The 16,361-nt window shown below is 73.7% G+C and carries 18 protein-coding genes; 7 read left to right on the plus strand and 11 right to left on the minus strand.

What is annotated here, in order from left to right:
• The first annotated feature begins 26 nt into the window (after positions 1 to 26).
• Positions 27 to 887, plus strand: coding sequence for a 5'-3' exonuclease (locus VFG42_RS17935; RefSeq protein ID WP_324910143.1), 861 nt, complete (start codon positions 27 to 29; stop codon positions 885 to 887).
• A gap of 74 nt (positions 888 to 961) precedes the next feature.
• Positions 962 to 3,049, plus strand: a complete 2,088-nt coding sequence (locus VFG42_RS17940; protein WP_324910144.1) for a glycoside hydrolase family 2 protein — start codon at positions 962 to 964, stop codon at positions 3,047 to 3,049.
• On the opposite strand, the gene VFG42_RS17945 is transcribed toward VFG42_RS17940, so the two are convergent.
• From VFG42_RS17945 to VFG42_RS17985, 9 genes are all read right to left on the minus strand, one after another.
• On the minus strand, positions 2,970 to 3,263 hold the full coding sequence (locus VFG42_RS17945) for a hypothetical protein (RefSeq protein WP_324910145.1): 294 nt from the start codon (positions 3,261 to 3,263) through the stop codon (positions 2,970 to 2,972). The two genes, VFG42_RS17940 and VFG42_RS17945, sit on opposite strands and share 80 nt — an antisense overlap.
• Positions 3,264 to 3,301: 38 nt before the next feature.
• Positions 3,302 to 3,667, minus strand: a complete 366-nt coding sequence (locus VFG42_RS17950; protein ID WP_324910146.1) for a cupin — start codon at positions 3,665 to 3,667, stop codon at positions 3,302 to 3,304.
• A gap of 23 nt (positions 3,668 to 3,690) precedes the next feature.
• Complete coding sequence (gene ychF, locus VFG42_RS17955) at positions 3,691 to 4,782, minus strand: redox-regulated ATPase YchF (RefSeq protein WP_324910147.1); 1,092 nt, start codon at positions 4,780 to 4,782, stop codon at positions 3,691 to 3,693.
• Entirely contained in the window at positions 4,779 to 5,288 is a 510-nt protein-coding gene (locus tag VFG42_RS17960) for a phosphatase PAP2 family protein (RefSeq protein WP_324910148.1), read from the minus strand. Before VFG42_RS17960 ends, ychF begins: the two co-directional genes overlap by 4 nt.
• A 39-nt stretch (positions 5,289 to 5,327) precedes the next feature.
• Positions 5,328 to 5,516 (minus strand): hypothetical protein, encoded by a 189-nt coding sequence (locus VFG42_RS17965; protein ID WP_324910149.1) that lies wholly within the window; start codon positions 5,514 to 5,516, stop codon positions 5,328 to 5,330.
• A 69-nt stretch (positions 5,517 to 5,585) separates the two neighbouring features.
• Positions 5,586 to 6,395 (minus strand): polysaccharide deacetylase family protein, encoded by an 810-nt coding sequence (locus VFG42_RS17970; protein WP_324910150.1) that lies wholly within the window; start codon positions 6,393 to 6,395, stop codon positions 5,586 to 5,588.
• A gap of 47 nt (positions 6,396 to 6,442) precedes the next feature.
• Entirely contained in the window at positions 6,443 to 6,658 is a 216-nt protein-coding gene (locus VFG42_RS17975) for a hypothetical protein (protein ID WP_324910151.1), read from the minus strand.
• A 20-nt stretch (positions 6,659 to 6,678) separates the two neighbouring features.
• Complete coding sequence (gene mce / locus VFG42_RS17980; protein ID WP_324910152.1) at positions 6,679 to 7,086, minus strand: methylmalonyl-CoA epimerase; 408 nt, start codon at positions 7,084 to 7,086, stop codon at positions 6,679 to 6,681.
• A 27-nt stretch (positions 7,087 to 7,113) separates the two neighbouring features.
• On the minus strand, positions 7,114 to 8,883 hold the full coding sequence (locus tag VFG42_RS17985; RefSeq protein WP_324910153.1) for an ATP-dependent metallopeptidase FtsH/Yme1/Tma family protein: 1,770 nt from the start codon (positions 8,881 to 8,883) through the stop codon (positions 7,114 to 7,116).
• 137 nt (positions 8,884 to 9,020) lie between these two features.
• Here VFG42_RS17985 and VFG42_RS17990 point away from each other — a divergent pair, with 137 nt between their 5' ends.
• The 3 genes from VFG42_RS17990 to VFG42_RS18000 are packed head-to-tail and all read left to right on the plus strand — an operon-like array spanning position 9,021 to position 10,804.
• Complete coding sequence (locus VFG42_RS17990) at positions 9,021 to 9,548, plus strand: YceI family protein (protein WP_324910154.1); 528 nt, start codon at positions 9,021 to 9,023, stop codon at positions 9,546 to 9,548.
• A gap of 10 nt (positions 9,549 to 9,558) precedes the next feature.
• Positions 9,559 to 10,128: an NAD(P)H-dependent oxidoreductase gene (locus VFG42_RS17995; RefSeq protein ID WP_324910155.1), complete on the plus strand. Its 570-nt coding sequence runs from the start codon at positions 9,559 to 9,561 to the stop codon at positions 10,126 to 10,128.
• A gap of 10 nt (positions 10,129 to 10,138) precedes the next feature.
• A complete protein-coding gene (locus VFG42_RS18000; protein WP_324910156.1) occupies positions 10,139 to 10,804 on the plus strand; it encodes a helix-turn-helix domain-containing protein in 666 nt (221 codons plus the stop codon).
• Here VFG42_RS18000 and VFG42_RS18005 read toward each other — a convergent pair whose 3' ends face one another.
• Entirely contained in the window at positions 10,805 to 11,812 is a 1,008-nt protein-coding gene (locus VFG42_RS18005; protein ID WP_324910157.1) for a hypothetical protein, read from the minus strand.
• Between the two features lie 53 nt (positions 11,813 to 11,865).
• Positions 11,866 to 13,167, minus strand: a complete 1,302-nt coding sequence (locus VFG42_RS18010) for a M20/M25/M40 family metallo-hydrolase (protein WP_324910158.1) — start codon at positions 13,165 to 13,167, stop codon at positions 11,866 to 11,868.
• Positions 13,168 to 13,362: 195 nt separating this feature from the next.
• Here VFG42_RS18010 and VFG42_RS18015 point away from each other — a divergent pair, with 195 nt between their 5' ends.
• Both VFG42_RS18015 and VFG42_RS18020 read left to right on the plus strand, forming a co-directional pair.
• Positions 13,363 to 14,583 (plus strand): replication-associated recombination protein A, encoded by a 1,221-nt coding sequence (locus VFG42_RS18015; protein ID WP_324910159.1) that lies wholly within the window; start codon positions 13,363 to 13,365, stop codon positions 14,581 to 14,583.
• Positions 14,584 to 14,635: 52 nt separating this feature from the next.
• A complete protein-coding gene (locus VFG42_RS18020) occupies positions 14,636 to 16,222 on the plus strand; it encodes an aldehyde dehydrogenase family protein (RefSeq protein ID WP_324910160.1) in 1,587 nt (528 codons plus the stop codon).
• Positions 16,223 to 16,361 lie beyond the last annotated feature (139 nt).

The following is a 16,361-nucleotide window of genomic DNA, read 5'->3' on the forward strand; positions in this document are numbered from 1 at the left end:
GGGCTCGTGTCAGAGTAGGCGGCCGCATGCCGCCGCTTCTCGTCGTCGACGCGCCGTCGCTCCTGTATCGGGCGTTCTACGGCCTGCCCAAGTCGATCACCGGCGCCGACGGACGACCGGTCAACGCGCTGCTCGGGTTCGCCAACCAGGTCCTGTGGGCCGTCGAGCGCCACGCGCCGCGCGCGGTGATCCTCTGCACGGGCGCCGAGGCCGCGTCCTACCGCGTCGCCGCGCTGCCCCGCTACCACGCCGACCGCCCGCCGGTGCCCGACGAGCTGGCGCCGCAGTGGGCCGACGCGCCGGCGTTCTTCGGCGCGTTCGGGTGGTCCTGGGAGGACGCGGGCGACCTGGAGGCCGACGACCTGCTCGGCGCCTACGCCCGCCGCGAGGTCGACGCCGGCGGCACCGTGCTGATCTTCAGCGGCGACCGCGACATGTTCCAGTGCGTGGGCGAGCGGGTCGCCGTGCTGTTCCCGCGCGGCGGCAAGGACGGGCCGGAGCTGGTGGACGTCCAGGGCGTCAAGGCGAAGTACGGGATCCGGCCCGACCAGGTCCCGGACTTCATCGCGCTGCGCGGCGACCCGTCCGACGGCATCCCGGGCGCCAAGGGCATCGGCGAGAAGACCGCCGGCGAGATCCTGCGCGTGCACGGCGACCTGGAGACCGCGATCGCCCACGCGGACGCCGAGCGCCCGAAGGTGGCCCAGACGCTCCGGAATCAGGCCGACGAGCTGCGCGAGTTCCGCAAGATCGCGACGCTCCAGCCGATCGAAGTGGCATGTCCTCCCGACGCGCCGACGGACTTCGGGACGGCCGCGCAGGCCGCGACCGCGCGCGGGATGAACCGGCTTTCGGCGCGTTTGGAAGCCTTGGCGAGGAAGGGCTAAGCGGTGCGCGGGCGAACCCCGCGCTGTTGACCACCGTCGCTCCTGCCGATGCACCAGCGATGATCCCGCGCCTGGTGCGACGTCTCGCCGCCTTCGTGGCCGTTGCCGCGCTGCTTGTCGGTGCGACGACGGCGACGCCCGTGGCGAGCGCCGCGAGCGCGCCGCCGCGCGCCGTCGACCTCGACAGCGCGGGCTGGCAGTACGCGCCCGACCACCGCACGTGGTCGGCGGTCGACCTGCCGCACGTCTTCGACGCCAAGCCCACGGCCCAGGACTTCTCCGGGCAGACCGGCTGGTACCGGATCGCGCTCCGGCAGCCCGACGGCACGCCGCCGGGCTACACGTGGGGCATCCACTTCGAGCAGGTGCGGCGCGTGGCCGACGTCCTGCTCGACGGCCGCCCGCTGGTCCGCCACACCGACCCGTACGCGCCGTTCACGGTCGCGCTCCCGCAGCTGGCCGACGGCGCGCCCCACGAGCTGACCGTCCGCGTGGACAACCACAAGGGCAAGGAGCCGCGCGAGGGCTGGTGGAACTGGGGCGGGATCACGCGCCCGGCGCGGCTCGTCCCGCTCGGGCAGGTCGTCACGCGCGACGCGGGCTTCCTGCCGCGCCGGGCCGCCGACGGCTCCTGGAGCGTGCTGGTCGACGCGACGGTCGAGAACCGCGGGAGCGCGACGGTCGCGCCGCGCCTCAGCGCGCGGCTGACGAACCCCGACGGCGACGCCGCGGGCAGCGGGAGCGCGATGTCGCGCCCGCTGGCGCCCGGCGAGCGCGCGCGGGTGCGCTTCAGCGTGCCGGTGAGCGGCCGCGCCCAGCTCTGGGGCCCGGGCCACCCGGCGCTCTACGGCGCGGCGCTGGACACGTCCGCCGACGGGACCACGTGGCAGCACGACGGCGCCCGGATCGGGCTGCGCACGGTGACCGTCGAGGACGGCCTGCTGCGGCTCAACGGCAAGCCGATCGAGCTGCGCGGCGCGTCGATCCAGGAGGACGTCGACGGCCACGGCCCGGCGCTCACCGACGCCGACGTGCACAACATCGTCGCCCAGCTCAAGGCCATCGGCGCCAACGTCACCCGCGCCCACTACGCGCTGGACCAGCGCCTGCAGGACAAGCTCGACGAGGCCGGGATCATGGTCTGGACCCAGGCCCCGATCTACCACCGCGACAAGCTGCTGCGCACCGAGGCCCAGCGCGACGCCGCGCTGGCCACCGTCCGCGCCGCGGTCCTGCAGACGCGCAACCACCCGTCCGCGCTGACCCACAGCGTCGCCAACGAGCTGTCGGTCGTCCCCGACCAGGTGCCCGGCACGGCCGCGTTCCTGCGCGATGCCCGCGCGCTGACGCTCGACCTGGACCCGACGCTGCCGACCGCGGTCGACACGCTCAGCTACCCCGGCTACCCGCGCCAGAACGCCTACGCGGCCTTCCAGCTGCTGGGCGTCAACTCCTACTTCGGCTGGTACCCGGGCAAGCCCGGCCACGCGACCGGCGACCTCCGCGCGCTCGGCCCGTACCTCGACCGCATGCGGGCCATGTACCCCAACTCGGGCCTCGTGCTGACCGAGTTCGGCGCCGAGGCCACGCTGACCGGCCCGGCGACCGACAAGCAGACCTACGCCTTCCAGGAGGTCTACACGCGCGACGTGCTCGGCGCCGTCCGCGCGGCGCCGACGCTCAGCGGCGCGATCTACTGGACGCTGCAGGAGTTCGCGGTCAAGCCCGCCTGGGACGGCGGCGCCGACATCCCGGGCGCCGACCGCGACGCGATCCACCACAAGGGCCTGATCACCTACGACGGGCGCCGCAAGCCCGCCTACGACGTGCTCAAGCGCGACATCGCCGACACGCCGCTGGTGCGCTCGGACGCCGACGTCGCCTACGCGCTGGACACGCGCGTGCCCGACGGCCACCGCGGCCGCGTCGGGCTGGCCGTCGCCGCGGCGATCCTGCTCGCCACGCTGGCGCTGCTGGCCGTCGACCTCTGGGCGTTCCTCGGCTGGCGCTCCGCGATCCTGGCCGACGACCGCGACACCCGCGCCCGCCGCCGCGCCGGGTTCCGCGCCGCGGCGATCGCGCTCAGAAGCGCGTCTGCCGCGGATCGCGACGGGTCGACCACAGCGTCTGACCTCGCGACCGTCGGATCAGGTACACGATGAGCGTCGCGACCAGGACGCTTCCGACGAAGCCGCCGGCGTCCGGGTTGCCGAGCAGCGCGTAGGCCAGCAGGCCGGCGATCAGCGACGACAGGATGCCGATGCCGACCGTCGCCCAGATCGACATCGGATCGGGACCGGGCAGCGCCAGGCGGCCCAGGCCGCCGACGATCAGGCCCGAGCAGAACAGCAGGATCAGGTAGAGGAGCAGGCCCACGGGTTCACGGTACCCCCGCGGGCCGCCGCGCGCCAGGGCTAATGCGCGGTCGTGCCCTGGCGCCCGTAGTGGTCGGACAGGCGCACGACGTCGTCCAGCTCGGGCGTGGAGACCTCGAGCACGTCGGCCGTCTCGATCGCCTCGATCGTGTGGATCTCGCCGGGACGGTTGCGCCAGGTGTGCCCCGGCTCGATGACGATCTCGGTGAGGTCGTCCTCGCCGGTGCCCTTGGTGAGCTTCAGCCGGCCCGACAGCAGGTAGTTGGTCTCGTCCTTGACCTCGTGGTACTGCAGCGACAGCCGATGGCCCGCCTCCACGTGGAGGACCTTGCCGGCGTAGCGATCCGTGAGCGCGTACCAGAGCTCATGACCCCAGGGCTTGTCGACCTGTCGCGGAAGTTCCATCGCCCTTCAGCCTAGTCAATCATCTAGGGCGTGAACTTGACGTTGATGACGTCGCCGTCGCGCATCACGTAGTCGCGGCCCTCCAGCCGCAGCGTCCCGCGCTCGCGCGCGCCCGCGAAGCCGCCGGCGTCCAGCAGCGCGTCCCAGCCGATGACCTCGGCGCGCACGAAGCCCTTCTGGATGTCGGTGTGGATCGCGCCCGCGGCGTGCCAGGCGCTCAGCCCGTCCTTCATGTGCCAGGTCTGGGCGATCGTGCCCTCGCCGGCGGTGAAGAACGTGATCTGGTCCAGCAGCTCGAACGCGCCGCGCGAGACGCGGTCCAGGCCGGACTCGCTGACGCCGAGGTCGGCGCGCATCTCGGCGGCCTCCTCCTCGTCCATCTCCGACAGCTCGGCCTCCAGCCGCGAGGAGACGGCGACGGCCTTGGCGCCGATCGCGTCGGCGTGGGCCTGGATCTCCGGCGGGACCTCGTCCGAGCCCTCGTCGACGTTGGCGACGAACAGCACGGGCTTGATCGTCAGCGGCGCGAGGTCGCGCAGCGCGTTGGGCGCGAGGTCGGGCACCGGATGCTCGACGACCGCGGCGCGGACGGACTTGCCCGCCTGCAGCTCGGCGATGATCGCCTCCAGCCACCGCTGCTCGGCGGTCAGCTCCTTGTCGCCGCCGCGCGCGCCCTTCAGGACGCGCTCGTGGCGGCGCTCGGCCTGCTCGAGGTCGGCGTAGATCAGCTCGGTCTCGATCGTCTCGACGTCGCGCGCCGGGTCGACCGAGCCCTCGGAGTGCAGGATGCCCTCGTCGTGGTGGGCGCGGACGACGTGGACGATCGCGTCGGTCTCGCGGATGTTGGCCAGGAACTTGTTGCCCAGGCCCTCGCCCTCCGACGCGCCGCGGACGAGGCCCGCGATGTCGTGGAAGGCGATCGTGTCCCAGACGACCTCCTTGGACTGGAGCAGCTCGGAGAGCTTGACCATGCGGTCGTCGTGGACGGGCACGATCGCCACGTTGGGCTCGATCGTGGTGAACGGGTAGTTCGCCGCCTCCGCCCCGGCCTTGGTCAGGGCGTTGAACAGCGAGGACTTGCCGGCGTTGGGCATGCCGACGATGCCGACCTTCATCGCGCGCGGTCTCCTACGAACGTGCCGAGGAGCGCCCCGGCGAGGATGTCAGAGGGGTAGTGGACGCCGAGATACACGCGCGAGCCCGCCATCGCCAGAGCCAGCGGGTACAGGACCCTGCCGCCGTGGCCTCCGGCCAGCAGCGGCGCGTAGGCCCGGGCGCCCGCGAACGACGACGACGCGTGCGCCGACGGGAAGCTCAGCTGCGTCGGCGTCGCCATCAGCGGCGGGAGGTCGTCGAGCGCCGGGCGGCGCCGCCGCACGACCTGCTTGATCGCCGTGTTGAGCACGTAGGCCCCGGCCACCGCGCGCACGCCGCGCTTCCAGCGGTCGCGCCGCGGGCGGTCGACGGCGATGCCGAGCCCGCCGATCGCCAGCCACAGGGCGGCGTGCTCACCGGTCCGGGAGAAGGCCCGGACGGCCCGCTCGGCCGACGGGCCGTGGCCGCGCGTGCGCGCGGCGCGGAACAGCGCGAGGTCGGCAGACAGGAGCGATCCGGCGTCCATTGGACGGGCAACGGTAGTCGTCGCCCGCCCGCGGCGCGGTCAGGCCGACCGGCGCAGCGTCTCCCCGAGCTCGACGGCGCGCAGCAGCTCGCACTCGTCGGACTCGGCGTCCGCGGCGGCGATGCCGCGGTCGTGGGTCGCGATGACCTCGAAGTTGTCGTCGAGCAGGGTCACGCGCCGCATTCGTCCTTGGACGCGCTCGACGAACACCCAGTCGGGTTCGGCCATCCCGTGGCCCTTTCCTCGTCGTGGAAGTCCCCGCACGGACCTCCTGATGTGGGACACGCTAGCTCAGCTTCATTTGCCCGCTCGGGGGATTTGGCTGCCCCAGCGGGTGAGACGTCCGAACCCTGACCGATGGACTAGACCACCCACGCGGTCCCTGAGCGTGGGTGGCTTCTCGCTCGCGCGCACGACCGGGACCTCGTCGCCGTCGAGCACGAGCGCCAGCTGGTCGGCCGTCGTGTCGGCGGTCACCGTCCAGCGCGCGATCGCGTAGGGGTCGTCGCCGGCGTGCGAGAGCGCGCCCTTGGCGGCCGCCGCGTGCTCGAAGCCGGCGGCGACGACCGCGGCGCGGCTGCGCGCGTCGTGGGCGCCGTAGGGGTAGGCGAAGCCCTCGACGGCGTGGCCGAGCAGCTCCTCGAGGTAGGCCTTGGAGCCCGCGACCTCGCGCTCCAGCGGGATGCCCGTCAATCCGTCCAGGCGCGCGTGGTCGACGCTGTGCGCGCCGACCTCGGCCGCCTCGCCGAGCGCGTCCAGCGCGCGGACGCCGGCGCGGTCCAGCCGGTCGTCCTCGCCCAGGCGCCCGGTCTGGACGTAGGTCGTCGACGCGATCCCGCGCGCGGCCAGCCGCTCGACCGCGGGGCGCGTGTCGGCCCAGCCGTCGTCGAAGGTGATCGCCATCGGCGCCTCGGGCAGCGGCGCGGCGCCCTTCAGCGCGGCGGCCAGCGCCGACATCGTCAGCGGCGTGCGGCCGGAGGCGGCGATCGCCGCGACGTGCGCGCCGAACGCCGCGGGCGTCACGGTCCACCGCTCCAGGCCGGGTACCGGCCGGTCGCGCACGCCGTGGTAGAGCAGCACCGGCACGTGCGCCAAGGACATCAACATGCGCGCGCCGCCCGGGGGCCGGCGCGCGCCTGGCGCGCGCGCCTCGCTCAGGAGCCGATGCCGAAGCCGACGCGCTGCTCGTCCTTCTCGACCCGGAGCCACAGGACGTGCTCCAGGTTGAGCCGGATCGAGCCGTCCTCGGCCTCGACGTCGTGCCAGCCCTCGCCGCCCAGCGCGTTCTGGAGCTTCGCCAGCTCGTCGTCCGAGACGCGGGTCGCCAGCGGGGGGCTGGCCTGGAAGCCGATGGAGATGCGCTGAGCCATGGGCCCGATCCTACTGGCCGTCAGTGGGCGGCCGGCTCGACGATCTCGGTCAGCACGCCGCCGCTGGCCGCGGGGTGCAGGAACGCCACGCGCGAGTTGCGGATGCCGATCCGCGGCGTCGCGTCGATCAGCCGCAGGCCCTGCTCCTTGAGCGTCGCCAGCGTCGCGTCGATGTCGGTCACCTGGTAGGCGACGTGGTGCAGGCCCGGGCCCTTCTTGGCCAGGAACTTGCCCACCGGCGTGTCGGGGCCCAACGGCGCCAGCAGCTCGACGTGGTTCTCGCCGACGTCCAGCAGGACGGCCTCGACGCCCTGCTCGGTGACGGTCTCGCGGTGGACGAGCTCCATCGCGTAGGTCTTCTCGTACAGGGCGATGGCGGCGTCGAGGTCCTCGACCGCGACGCCGACGTGGTCGATGCGCGCGAACATGGCGCGCGACCTTAGTGACTCGACGCGCTACGCGGCGCTGTCGTCGCCGGGCCCGGCGGTCCCGGGCTGGGGCAGCGGCGTGACCGCGGCGATGCGCGGGCGCTCGGGCGATTCGGCCCCGGCCGGCCCCGTCGCCGGGAGCGGGCCCGGGGCGTCGGGCCCCTGGGGGGCGTCCGGCACCGCGTAGGGCGGGCGCCGGCGGACCACCGGCGGCGTGCCGGCCATGATCGTGTCGATCTCGGCGCGCTCCAGCGTCTCCTTGGCCAGGAGCGCCTGGGCGATCTCCTCGAGCTTGTCGCGGTACCGCGTGATCAGGTCGTAGGCCGCCTTCTGGGCCTCGAAGGCCAGCTCCTGCTGCTCCTCGTCGCGGATGCGGCGGGTGAGGTCGGAGACGATGTCGGCGTCGGTCACCGCGCGCACCGAGGCGGTCGCGGTCCCCATGCCGTACTCGTGGACCATCGCGTGCGTGATCTCCGCGACGCGGTGCAGGTCGTTGGCGGCGCCGGTGGTCACCGCGCCGAAGACGATCGCCTCGGCGACGCGGCCGCCGAGCAGGACCGTCATCTGGTCGACGAGCTCCTCGCGCGTCTTCAGGTAGGAGTCCTCGTCGGGCAGGTTCATGACGAACCCGAGCGCGGAGCCGCGCGGGACGATCGAGATCTTGTGCGTGCGCTCGGTCGAGGCCAGCAGCTCGCGCGTGAGCGCGTGGCCGGCCTCGTGGTAGGCGACGACGCGGCGCTCGTGCTCGTTGAGCGTGGTGTTGGTCTGGACGCCCGCGACGACGCGCTCGAGCGCGTCGTCGAAGTCCTCGCGGCCGACGGTCTGGCCGCCGCGGCGCGCGGCGAAGATCGCGGCCTCGTTGCAGATGTTGGCCAGCTCGGCGCCGCTGAGGCCGCTGGTCTGCTGCGCGACGACGTGCAGGTCGACGTCCTGGCGCAGCGGCTTGTTCTTGGTGTGGACGCCGAGGATGCGCTTGCGGCCCTCGACGTCGGGCGGCGAGACGAACACCTGGCGGTCGAAGCGGCCGGGGCGCAGCAGGGCCGGGTCGAGCTTCTCCAACAGGTTGGACGCGGCCATGACGACGATCCGGCCCGAGGACGAGAAGCCGTCCATCTCGACCAGCAGCTGGTTGAGCGTCTGCTCGCGCTCGGAGTTGTTGTCCGAGCCGCGCTTGGCGCCGACGGCGTCCAGCTCGTCGATGAAGATGATCGCCGGCTCGTTCTTGGCCGCCTCGCGGAACAGGCGGCGGATGCGCGCGGCGCCGAGGCCGGCGAACATCTCGACGAACGACGACGCCGACTGCGCGTAGAACGTCGCGCCGGACTCCTTGGCCACGGCCTTGGCCAGCAGCGTCTTGCCGGTGCCGGGCGGTCCGTGCAGCAGCACGCCCGCGGGCACGCGCGCGCCGAGCCGCTTGAAGCGTTTGGGGTCCTTGAGGAAGTCGACGACCTCCTGCAGCTCCTTCTTGGCCTCGTCGACGCCCGCGATGTCGTCCCAGCCGACCTCGACGTTGGCGTCGGGCTTGATCTCCTGCGGCTTGGTCTTGGGCATCGTCTTGAGCATCCGCCACATGACGACGGCGAACAGGACGATGAACAGCAGCGAGGCGACGCCCTGCCAGTCGGTGCCGAACTGCTGGACCTTCTCGGCGAACGACTGCTTGGGCACGGCGATCTTCGTGGTGACGCCCTGGTTGGTGTCGCCCTCGATCTTGGTCGTGGACGTCTTGGACGCCTTGACCCCGGAGGCCGTGGTCTTCGTCGAGGTGGACGCAGGGGACGTCGAAGAGCCGGACACCCTCTCTCCATCGGCCGAAACCGTCAGCTCCTTGACGGTTGCGCGCGCGCCGTGGAAAAGCGGACCACGGTCCGCTATAGTCTCTCCACGTAAGCGGACTGCGGTCCACCTCTCACTCCCAGGAGACCACGCACACCATGAGCGCCACCACCTCCCTCCCCGCGGGCACCTACGCCCTCGACACCGTCCACTCCACGATCGGCTTCGCGGTCAAGTACAACGGGATCGCCAAGTACCGCTCGACGTTCGAGAAGTACGACGCGGCTCTTGCCGACGGCGTCCTGACCGGCTCCGCCGACGTCTCCTCGATCGCCGTGGACGAGCCCAACTTCAAGGGCCACCTCCTCACCGCCGACTTCTTCGACGCCGAGAACGCCCCGACGATCACGTTCAAGTCGACCTCCGTCACGGTCGGCGAGGACGGCGCGGGCGAGGTCACCGGCGACCTGACGATCCGCGGCGTCACCAAGACGGTCACCGCCACGGGCGACGTCGGCGTCGGCGCCGACGCGTTCGGCAACGACCGCGCCGCGTTCCAGGTCTCGACGACGGTCGACCGCCGCGAGTTCGGCATCAACTGGCAGAACCAGCTGCCCAACGGCAACGACGCGCTGGACTGGAACGTGACCATCTCGGTCGACCTCCAGTTCGTCAAGCAGGCGTAAGGCGAGCCCGATGGCTGCGATCCGCATCCTCGGCCTCTCCGGAAGCCTGCGAAGCGGGTCCCACAACACGGCCCTGCTCCGGGCGGCGGCGATGTCGCTGCCGTCCGGGGTCGAGCTGGAGGTCTACGACGGCCTCCGGGACCTGCCGGCCTACGACGCCGACCTCGACACGCCCGAGACCGAGCCCGACAGCGTCGCGCGCCTGCGCGAGGCGCTCGAGCAGGCCGACGGCGTCCTGATCTCGACCCCGGAGTTCAACGGGTCGATCCCGGGCGCGCTGAAGAACGCGCTCGACTGGGCCTCGCGCCCGTTCCCCGAGAACGCGCTGCGGGGCAAGCCGGTCGCCGTGGTCGGCGCCTCGACGGGCCTGTTCGGCGCCGTGTGGGCGCAGGCCGAGACCCGCAAGGTGCTGGGCATCATCGGCGCCGACGTGCTGGAGGGCGAGCTGCCCGTCGGCCAGGCGTCGGGAGCCTTCGGCGACGACGGCCACCTGTCCGACCCGGATCTGCGCTCCGCGCTCGACGAGCTGCTGGGCGTCCTGTCCGCGCGGGTGGGGGCCAGGGACTCCCAGGCGGTTTAACGTGCTCCATGTGGTTCCCCAGTTCGAGCTTCCGATGTCGGCCCCGGACGGCCACGCGCCGGCCGAGCGCGAGCGCGCCGACGCCCGCCGCAACCGCGAGCGGATCCTGTGCGCGGCCGCGCGGCTGATCGACGAGAAGGGCATCGACTGCATGTCGATGGACGACGTCGCCCACGCGGCGGGCGTCGGCAAGGGCACGCTGTACCGCCGCTTCGGCGACCGCGCCGCGCTGCTGCGCGCGCTGATCTCCGAGCCCGAGCAGGAGTTCCAGGACAACCTGATCCGCGGCCTGCCGCCGCTGGGCCCCGGCGCGCCCGCCGGCGAGCGCCTGCACGCCTTCGGCGAGCACCTGCTGCGCTTCCTCGACGGCCACGCGATCTACGTCAAGGCCGGCGAGCTGCTGGGCGGCGGCAAGCGCTACGCCCACCCGGTCTACGCCTTCTACCAGACCCACGTCTCGCTGCTGCTGCGCGAGGCCTGCGGCACGGACGCGATCAACCCCTACATGGTGGACGCGCTGCTGGCCCCGCTCGCGGCCGAGCCGTTCCTCTACCAGCGCGACGTGCGCGGGATGGCCCTCGACGAGATCGTCGCGGGCTGGCACTCGCTCTGCGACTGCGTGCTCAGCGGGCTGGGCGCGTCCGCGGCGGACGCGCCCGACGCGAGCGCCGCCTGACTAGCGGCAGGACTTCCGCGGCTTGGTCTCGCCCAGCGGGACGCAGAGGCGGGTGGAGCGGCCGTTGGCGACGCGCAGCGCGACGCCGTCGTAGGTGGGCGCGGTCGCGGTGATCGTGAAGGTGCGCGCGGTCGTGCGCAGCCGGATGGTCTTGGCGGACGTCGTCGAGGACTTCAGCAGCGTGCGCGAGCCGAGCGCGATCGTCGAGCCCTTCGGCAGGCCGCGCGCGTGCAGGACGCCGGCGCGGACGGTCAACGTGGTGGGGTTGGCCCTGCCCAGCTCGTGCAGGCCCCACGGCGGGTTGGCGTTGACGATGCGGCCGGGGGCGCAGGTGGCGACGAAGGACGCGAAGCGGGTCGAGGCGTGGTGGGCGGTGATCGTGTAGGTGCCGGTCGGCACGACCGGCCAGATCACGCCGCCGTCCTTGGAGGACCTGGGCTGCGAGCGGTCGGGGATGACGTCCTTGTTGAAGTACACCGGCGCGGGCAGCGCGGGCGAGGCCGTCGCGGTGGCGCCGGCGACGCCGTGCGCGCCGTAGGCGGTGAAGTCGTCGAAGGCCAGCGTGCGCACGTTGCGGGTGCTGAACGTCGAGACGATCGCGCACTGCGCCGGGTTGCCCGACGCGTCGACCGGCACCTGCAGCAGGGCGGCCAGCGCGCCGTAGATGGCGTCCGACGGCACCTGGAAGTTCACGTGGGCGAGGTCCTGCCCGTCGGTCGTGAACGTCTGCAGGTAGATCGTGTGGTGGCCGGCGGCGATGATGTAGGGGGTGATCTTGCGGCGGTCGGGCACCTTCAGGTCGTAGGACCCGTCCTGGCGCGCGGTCGCGCCGAGCGTCGGGTCCTCGGCGACGCGCACCTGCGCGCCCGCCAGGCGGACCGAGGTGTTGTTGAACTCGTAGGCGGTGCCGGTGAGGTGGACGCTCTTGGCGCCGGCGGAGGCGGGCACGGCGGCGGCGGCGATCGCGCAGGCGAGCAGGACGGACGACGGGACGGTTCGTACGCGCATGAGGCGGCGCATCATGACGGCGCGCCGCACCGCCCGTCGCGCCGCGTCAGCGGTCAAACGTCCCCGGACCCCAGCAGCTCCAGCGCGATCGACCGGTAGGCGCGTGCCGCGAAGCCGACGTCGGCCGCCGCGATCCGCTCGTCCTTGCCGTGGACCAGCGGCCACATCTCGCCCAGCGTCATCTCGCGCTGCGGGAAGAAGCCGTAGGCCACGCACTCGGGGAACGCGTCGCGGAACGCGCGCGAGTCGGTGTAGGCGGGCAGCATCATCGGGACCACGCGCGCGCCCGGATCCTCGGCCTCGACGAACCTCGCGATCGCGTCCATCAGCGGCGAGGCGGCCGGCGACCCGTTGCCCACGACCTCCTCCAGCCACGCCACGTCGTAGGCCTGGCCGCGGCCGGCGTCGCCCAACACCTCCAACAACCGCTGCTCCGCGGTCTCGCGGCCGTGGCCGGGCGGGACGCGGCAGTCGACCTTCAGCTCGGCGCGCGACGGGATCACGTTGATCTTCTCCCCCGCGCTGATGATCGTCGGCGCGAACGTCACCGACGCCATCGGCTCGAAGAACGCGGCCAGCGCCGGGTTGGCGGCGCGCAGGGCCTCGACGTCCTCGAAGCCCAAGGCGGACAACAACGTCCGCGGCGCCTCGGTGAGGTCCGGCGACGGGCGGCGCGTGGCCAAGGCCTCCAACAACGGCGCCAGCTTGGGCAGCGCGTTGTCGGCGACGTTGGGCATCGACGCGTGGCCGGCCGCGCCGTGCGTGGTCAGCGCGAGGCGGAAGACGCCCTTCTCGGCGATGCACACGCCGTAGAGCCGCTCGCTGCCGTGCGGGATGACCGTGCCCGCGCCCTCGTTGAGCAGGTAGTCGCAGCGCACGAGCGCGGGGTGGTTCTCGGTCAGCCAGATCGCTCCGTCCGCGCCGCCGGTCTCCTCGTCGACGACGACGATCACCAGCAGGTCCCCGCGCTCCGGGCGCCAGCCGGACGCCGCGAGATCGAGCGCGGCCGCGCACTCGGCCGCGGTCTGCGACTTCATGTCCTGCGCGCCGCGGCCCCAGACCTCGCCGTCGACCAGGTCGCCGCTCCACGGGTCGCGCTGCCACTCCGACGGGTCGGCGAGCACGGTGTCGACGTGCGACAGCAGGCCGAGCACCGGCCCGTCCTGGACGCCGCGCAGGCGCGCGACGAGGTTCGGGCGCTCGGGCGTGCGGCCCAGGAGCGACACCTCGAACCCGGCGGTCGTGAACGCCGCGGCCAGCTCCTCCTGCAGCGCGCGCTCGTCGCCGGGCGGGTTGACGGTCCGGTGGCGGATCAGCTGCTGCAGCAGCCCGACGGCGCGATCCTCGAGGGCCATGGAGCACAACCTAACGCTCGGCGGGCTCATCCTCGGCGCGCCGGCCGCGGTTCCGGCCGAGAGGATGGCGCCGCCGGCGTAGTCTGGCGGTCGGTGACGGACCAGCTGTTCTCGTTCGGCGGAGAAGAACCCAAGCCTCAGCCAGGCGGGGCGTCCGGGTCCGACGCGGGCCCGGGCGCCCCGTTGCCCGCGCGCATGCGGCCGCGCACGCTCGACGAGCTGGTCGGCCAGGAGCACGTGCTCGGCGAGGGTTCGTCGCTGCGCGTGGCGATCGAGCGCGGGCGCCCGTTCTCGATGATCCTGCACGGCCCGCCCGGGACCGGGAAGACGACGCTGGCGCGGATCGTCGCCACCAGCGCCGAGGCGGCGTTCGAGGAGCTGAGCGCGGTCCAGGTCGGCAAGGCCGAGGTCACGCAGGTGATCGCGCGCGCCCGCGAGCGCCGGCGCGGCGGGCGGCCGACCGTCCTGTTCCTGGACGAGATCCACCGCTTCAACAAGGCCCAGCAGGACGCGCTGCTGCCCGCGGTCGAGGACGGGACGCTGACGCTGATCGGCGCGACGACCGAGAACCCGTACTTCTCGGTCAACTCCGCGTTGCTGTCGCGGTCGCAGGTGCTGGAGCTGCGCGCGCTGACCGCCGAGCACGTCGAGACGCTGCTGCGCCGCGCGATCGACCGCGGCGAGCTGGGCGACGTCACGATCGACGACGAGGCTGTCGCGTTCCTGGGGACGCGGTCCGGGGGCGACGCGCGGTCCGCGCTCGGCGCGCTGGAGCTGGCGGCCGAGACCGCGGGGGTGGGTGGGACGGGTCACGTCGCGTTGGCCGGCGCCGAGAGCGCGCTGCAGCAGAAGGCCGTCCGCTACGACCGCGCCGGCGACCAGCACTACGACCTCATCAGCTCGTGGATCAAGTCCACGCGCGCGTCCGACGTCGACGCGTCGCTGTACTACCTGGCGGTGATGCTCGAGGGCGGCGAGGACCCGCGCTTCATCGTCCGGCGCATGGTGATCCTGGCCTCCGAGGACATCGGCAACGCCGACCCGCGCGCGCTGCAGGTCGCGACGGCGACCGCGGCGGCGATCGAGTTGGTGGGGTTGCCCGAGGGCGCCCACGCGCTGGCGCAGTGCGCGGTGTACCTGGCGCTGGCGCCGAAGTCCAACGCCGCCTACAAGGCGCTCGGCGCGGCGCGGGCCTACGTGCGCGAGCACGGCGCGGCCGCGCCGCCCGGCTACCTGCGCTCGGGTCCGCTGGCCGACGAGGGCTACGACTACCCGCACGACCGGCCCAACCACGTGTCCTCGCAGAGCGTGATGCCGCCGGGCCTGGAGGGCGTGCGCTTCTACGCGCCCGACGGCCAGGAGGCGCCGTTCGCCGAGCGCTGGGCGGCGCTGCGCAAGCTGCGCGGGCTGGACTGACGGCGACCCACGCCCGCCCGGCCGCGCCGCCGGGCGTGGGAAGATCGCGGGCGTGGCCGAGGACGAACCGCACCCGACGCTGAGCTGCGTCGCCCCGGCGACCGGCGCCCTGCTGGGCACGGTCCCCGTCGCCGGGCCGGACGAGGTGCGCGCGGCGGTCGACGAGGCCGCGGCCGTCCAGGGCCTGTGGGCGCAGCTGCGGCTGACCGACCGCGCGCGCTACATGGCGCGCGCCGCCCAGGCGGTGATCGACGAGGCCGACGAGCTGGCCGCGCTGATCGGCGCCGAGCAGGGCCGCCCGCGCGTCGAGGTCGAGCTGGGCGAGCTGCTGCCCGCCGTCGAGACGCTCCAGTGGCTGGCCGAGCACGGCCCGCGGATCCTGTCCGGCGAGCGCGTCGCGGTGCAGCGCGCGCTGCGGCCGCTGACCCGGGCGCGCTGGAGCTACGAGCCGCTCGGCGTCGTCGCCGTCCTGGGCCCGGCCGCCGAGCCGTTCGCCACGCCGCTGGGCGACGTCGCGGTCGCGCTGATGGCCGGCAACGGCGTCGTGCTCAAGCCCTCGCCGCACGCCGCGCTCAGCGGCGCGCGGATCGCCCGGGTCTTCGCGCGCGCCGGCCTGGCGCCCGGGCTGCTGCAGGTCGTCCAGGGCCATGGGGCCACCGGCGCGGCGCTGGTCGAGGCGCCGGTCGCGCAGGTGCGCTTCACCGGCTCGACGCTCGCCGGGACGAAGGTCCTGGAGGCCTGCGCGCGCGGCGTCAAGCGCGTGGTCGCCGACCTCGGCGGCGCGGACGCCGCGATCGTCTGCGCCGACGCCGACGTGCCGCGCGCCGCGGCGGGGATCGCGTGGGGCGCGTTCGCCAACGCGGGCCAGTCCGGCGGGTCGATCGAGCGCGTGTTCGTCGTCTCCGCGGTGGCCGACGAGCTGTTGGAGGCCGTGGTCGCGCGGGCCCGCGCGCTGCGCGTCGGCGACCCGTCGGACCCGGCGACCGAGGTCGGCCCGCTGGTCGGCGGCGAGCGCCTGGGGCGCGTCGTCGAGCTGCTGGAGGACGCGACCGCGCGGGGCGCGACGCGCCACTGCGGCGGGCCGGTCGAGGTCGCCGGCCTGGCGGGCGCGTTCTGCGCGCCGACCGTGCTGACCGGCGTGCCCGCCGACGCGCGGATCGCCCGCGAGGAGGTCCCCGGCCCGGTCGTCGCGGTCACGGTCGTGCCCGACGAGGCCGCCGCGATCGCCGGCGCCAACGCCTCGCCGCTCGGGCTCGGCGCGTCGGTCTGGACGGCCGATCGCTACAAGGGCGCGCGCATCGCCCGCGAGCTGCGCGTCGGCATGGTGTGGATGAACGACCACCACGTGGCGCGCTCGGCGCCGCAGCTGCCGTGGGGCGGCGTGCGCGGGTCGGGCATCGGCCGGGCCCGCGGCGCGGTCGCGCTGCGCACCTGCGCCGAGCCGAAGGTCGTCACCTGGGACCCGCGCGTCGGCGAGGCGTTCTGGTGGTTCCCCTACGACCGCGCGCTGGCGCGCACGGGCCGGGCGATCGCGCGGCTGCGCTCGACCCGCGACGCGGACCGGGAGCGCGGGCTGAGGGACGGTGCCCGGCCCGCGCTCACGGTCGCGGCACGCACGCTTCGCTCGCTGCGACGCTGACACCACCGCGCCGGAGCCGAAGGTCCGGGAATCTCGGCGCCTCCCGCCGCTCGCTCCGTGGACGAGGCGCAACCTAGGGCTGTACGGCGCACAGGGCGAGCGTTAGGTCACAAAGTGCATCGCTTTGGGCCGCGAAAGC

This window comes from Baekduia sp., from assembly GCF_035685985.1.
Taxonomy (GTDB): domain Bacteria; phylum Actinomycetota; class Thermoleophilia; order Solirubrobacterales; family Solirubrobacteraceae; genus Baekduia.

What these genes read in the sequence shown, in the direction of transcription:
- VFG42_RS18005 (WP_324910157.1), bottom strand. Translation starts at nt 11,812, where the DNA reads ATGCGCGTACGAACCGTCCCGTCGTCCGTCCTGCTCGCCTGCGCGATC.
- VFG42_RS17990 (WP_324910154.1), top strand. Translation starts at nt 9,021, where the DNA reads ATGAGCGCCACCACCTCCCTCCCCGCGGGCACCTACGCCCTCGACACC.
- VFG42_RS17950 (WP_324910146.1), bottom strand. Translation starts at nt 3,667, where the DNA reads ATGGAACTTCCGCGACAGGTCGACAAGCCCTGGGGTCATGAGCTCTGG.
- VFG42_RS18010 (WP_324910158.1), bottom strand. Translation starts at nt 13,167, where the DNA reads ATGGCCCTCGAGGATCGCGCCGTCGGGCTGCTGCAGCAGCTGATCCGC.
- VFG42_RS17965 (WP_324910149.1), bottom strand. Translation starts at nt 5,516, where the DNA reads ATGGCCGAACCCGACTGGGTGTTCGTCGAGCGCGTCCAAGGACGAATG.
- VFG42_RS18015 (WP_324910159.1), top strand. Translation starts at nt 13,363, where the DNA reads ATGCGGCCGCGCACGCTCGACGAGCTGGTCGGCCAGGAGCACGTGCTC.
- VFG42_RS17995 (WP_324910155.1), top strand. Translation starts at nt 9,559, where the DNA reads ATGGCTGCGATCCGCATCCTCGGCCTCTCCGGAAGCCTGCGAAGCGGG.
- VFG42_RS17975 (WP_324910151.1), bottom strand. Translation starts at nt 6,658, where the DNA reads ATGGCTCAGCGCATCTCCATCGGCTTCCAGGCCAGCCCCCCGCTGGCG.
- VFG42_RS17970 (WP_324910150.1), bottom strand. Translation starts at nt 6,395, where the DNA reads ATGTTGATGTCCTTGGCGCACGTGCCGGTGCTGCTCTACCACGGCGTG.
- ychF (WP_324910147.1), bottom strand. Translation starts at nt 4,782, where the DNA reads ATGAAGGTCGGCATCGTCGGCATGCCCAACGCCGGCAAGTCCTCGCTG.
- VFG42_RS17935 (WP_324910143.1), top strand. Translation starts at nt 27, where the DNA reads ATGCCGCCGCTTCTCGTCGTCGACGCGCCGTCGCTCCTGTATCGGGCG.
- VFG42_RS17960 (WP_324910148.1), bottom strand. Translation starts at nt 5,288, where the DNA reads ATGGACGCCGGATCGCTCCTGTCTGCCGACCTCGCGCTGTTCCGCGCC.
- mce (WP_324910152.1), bottom strand. Translation starts at nt 7,086, where the DNA reads ATGTTCGCGCGCATCGACCACGTCGGCGTCGCGGTCGAGGACCTCGAC.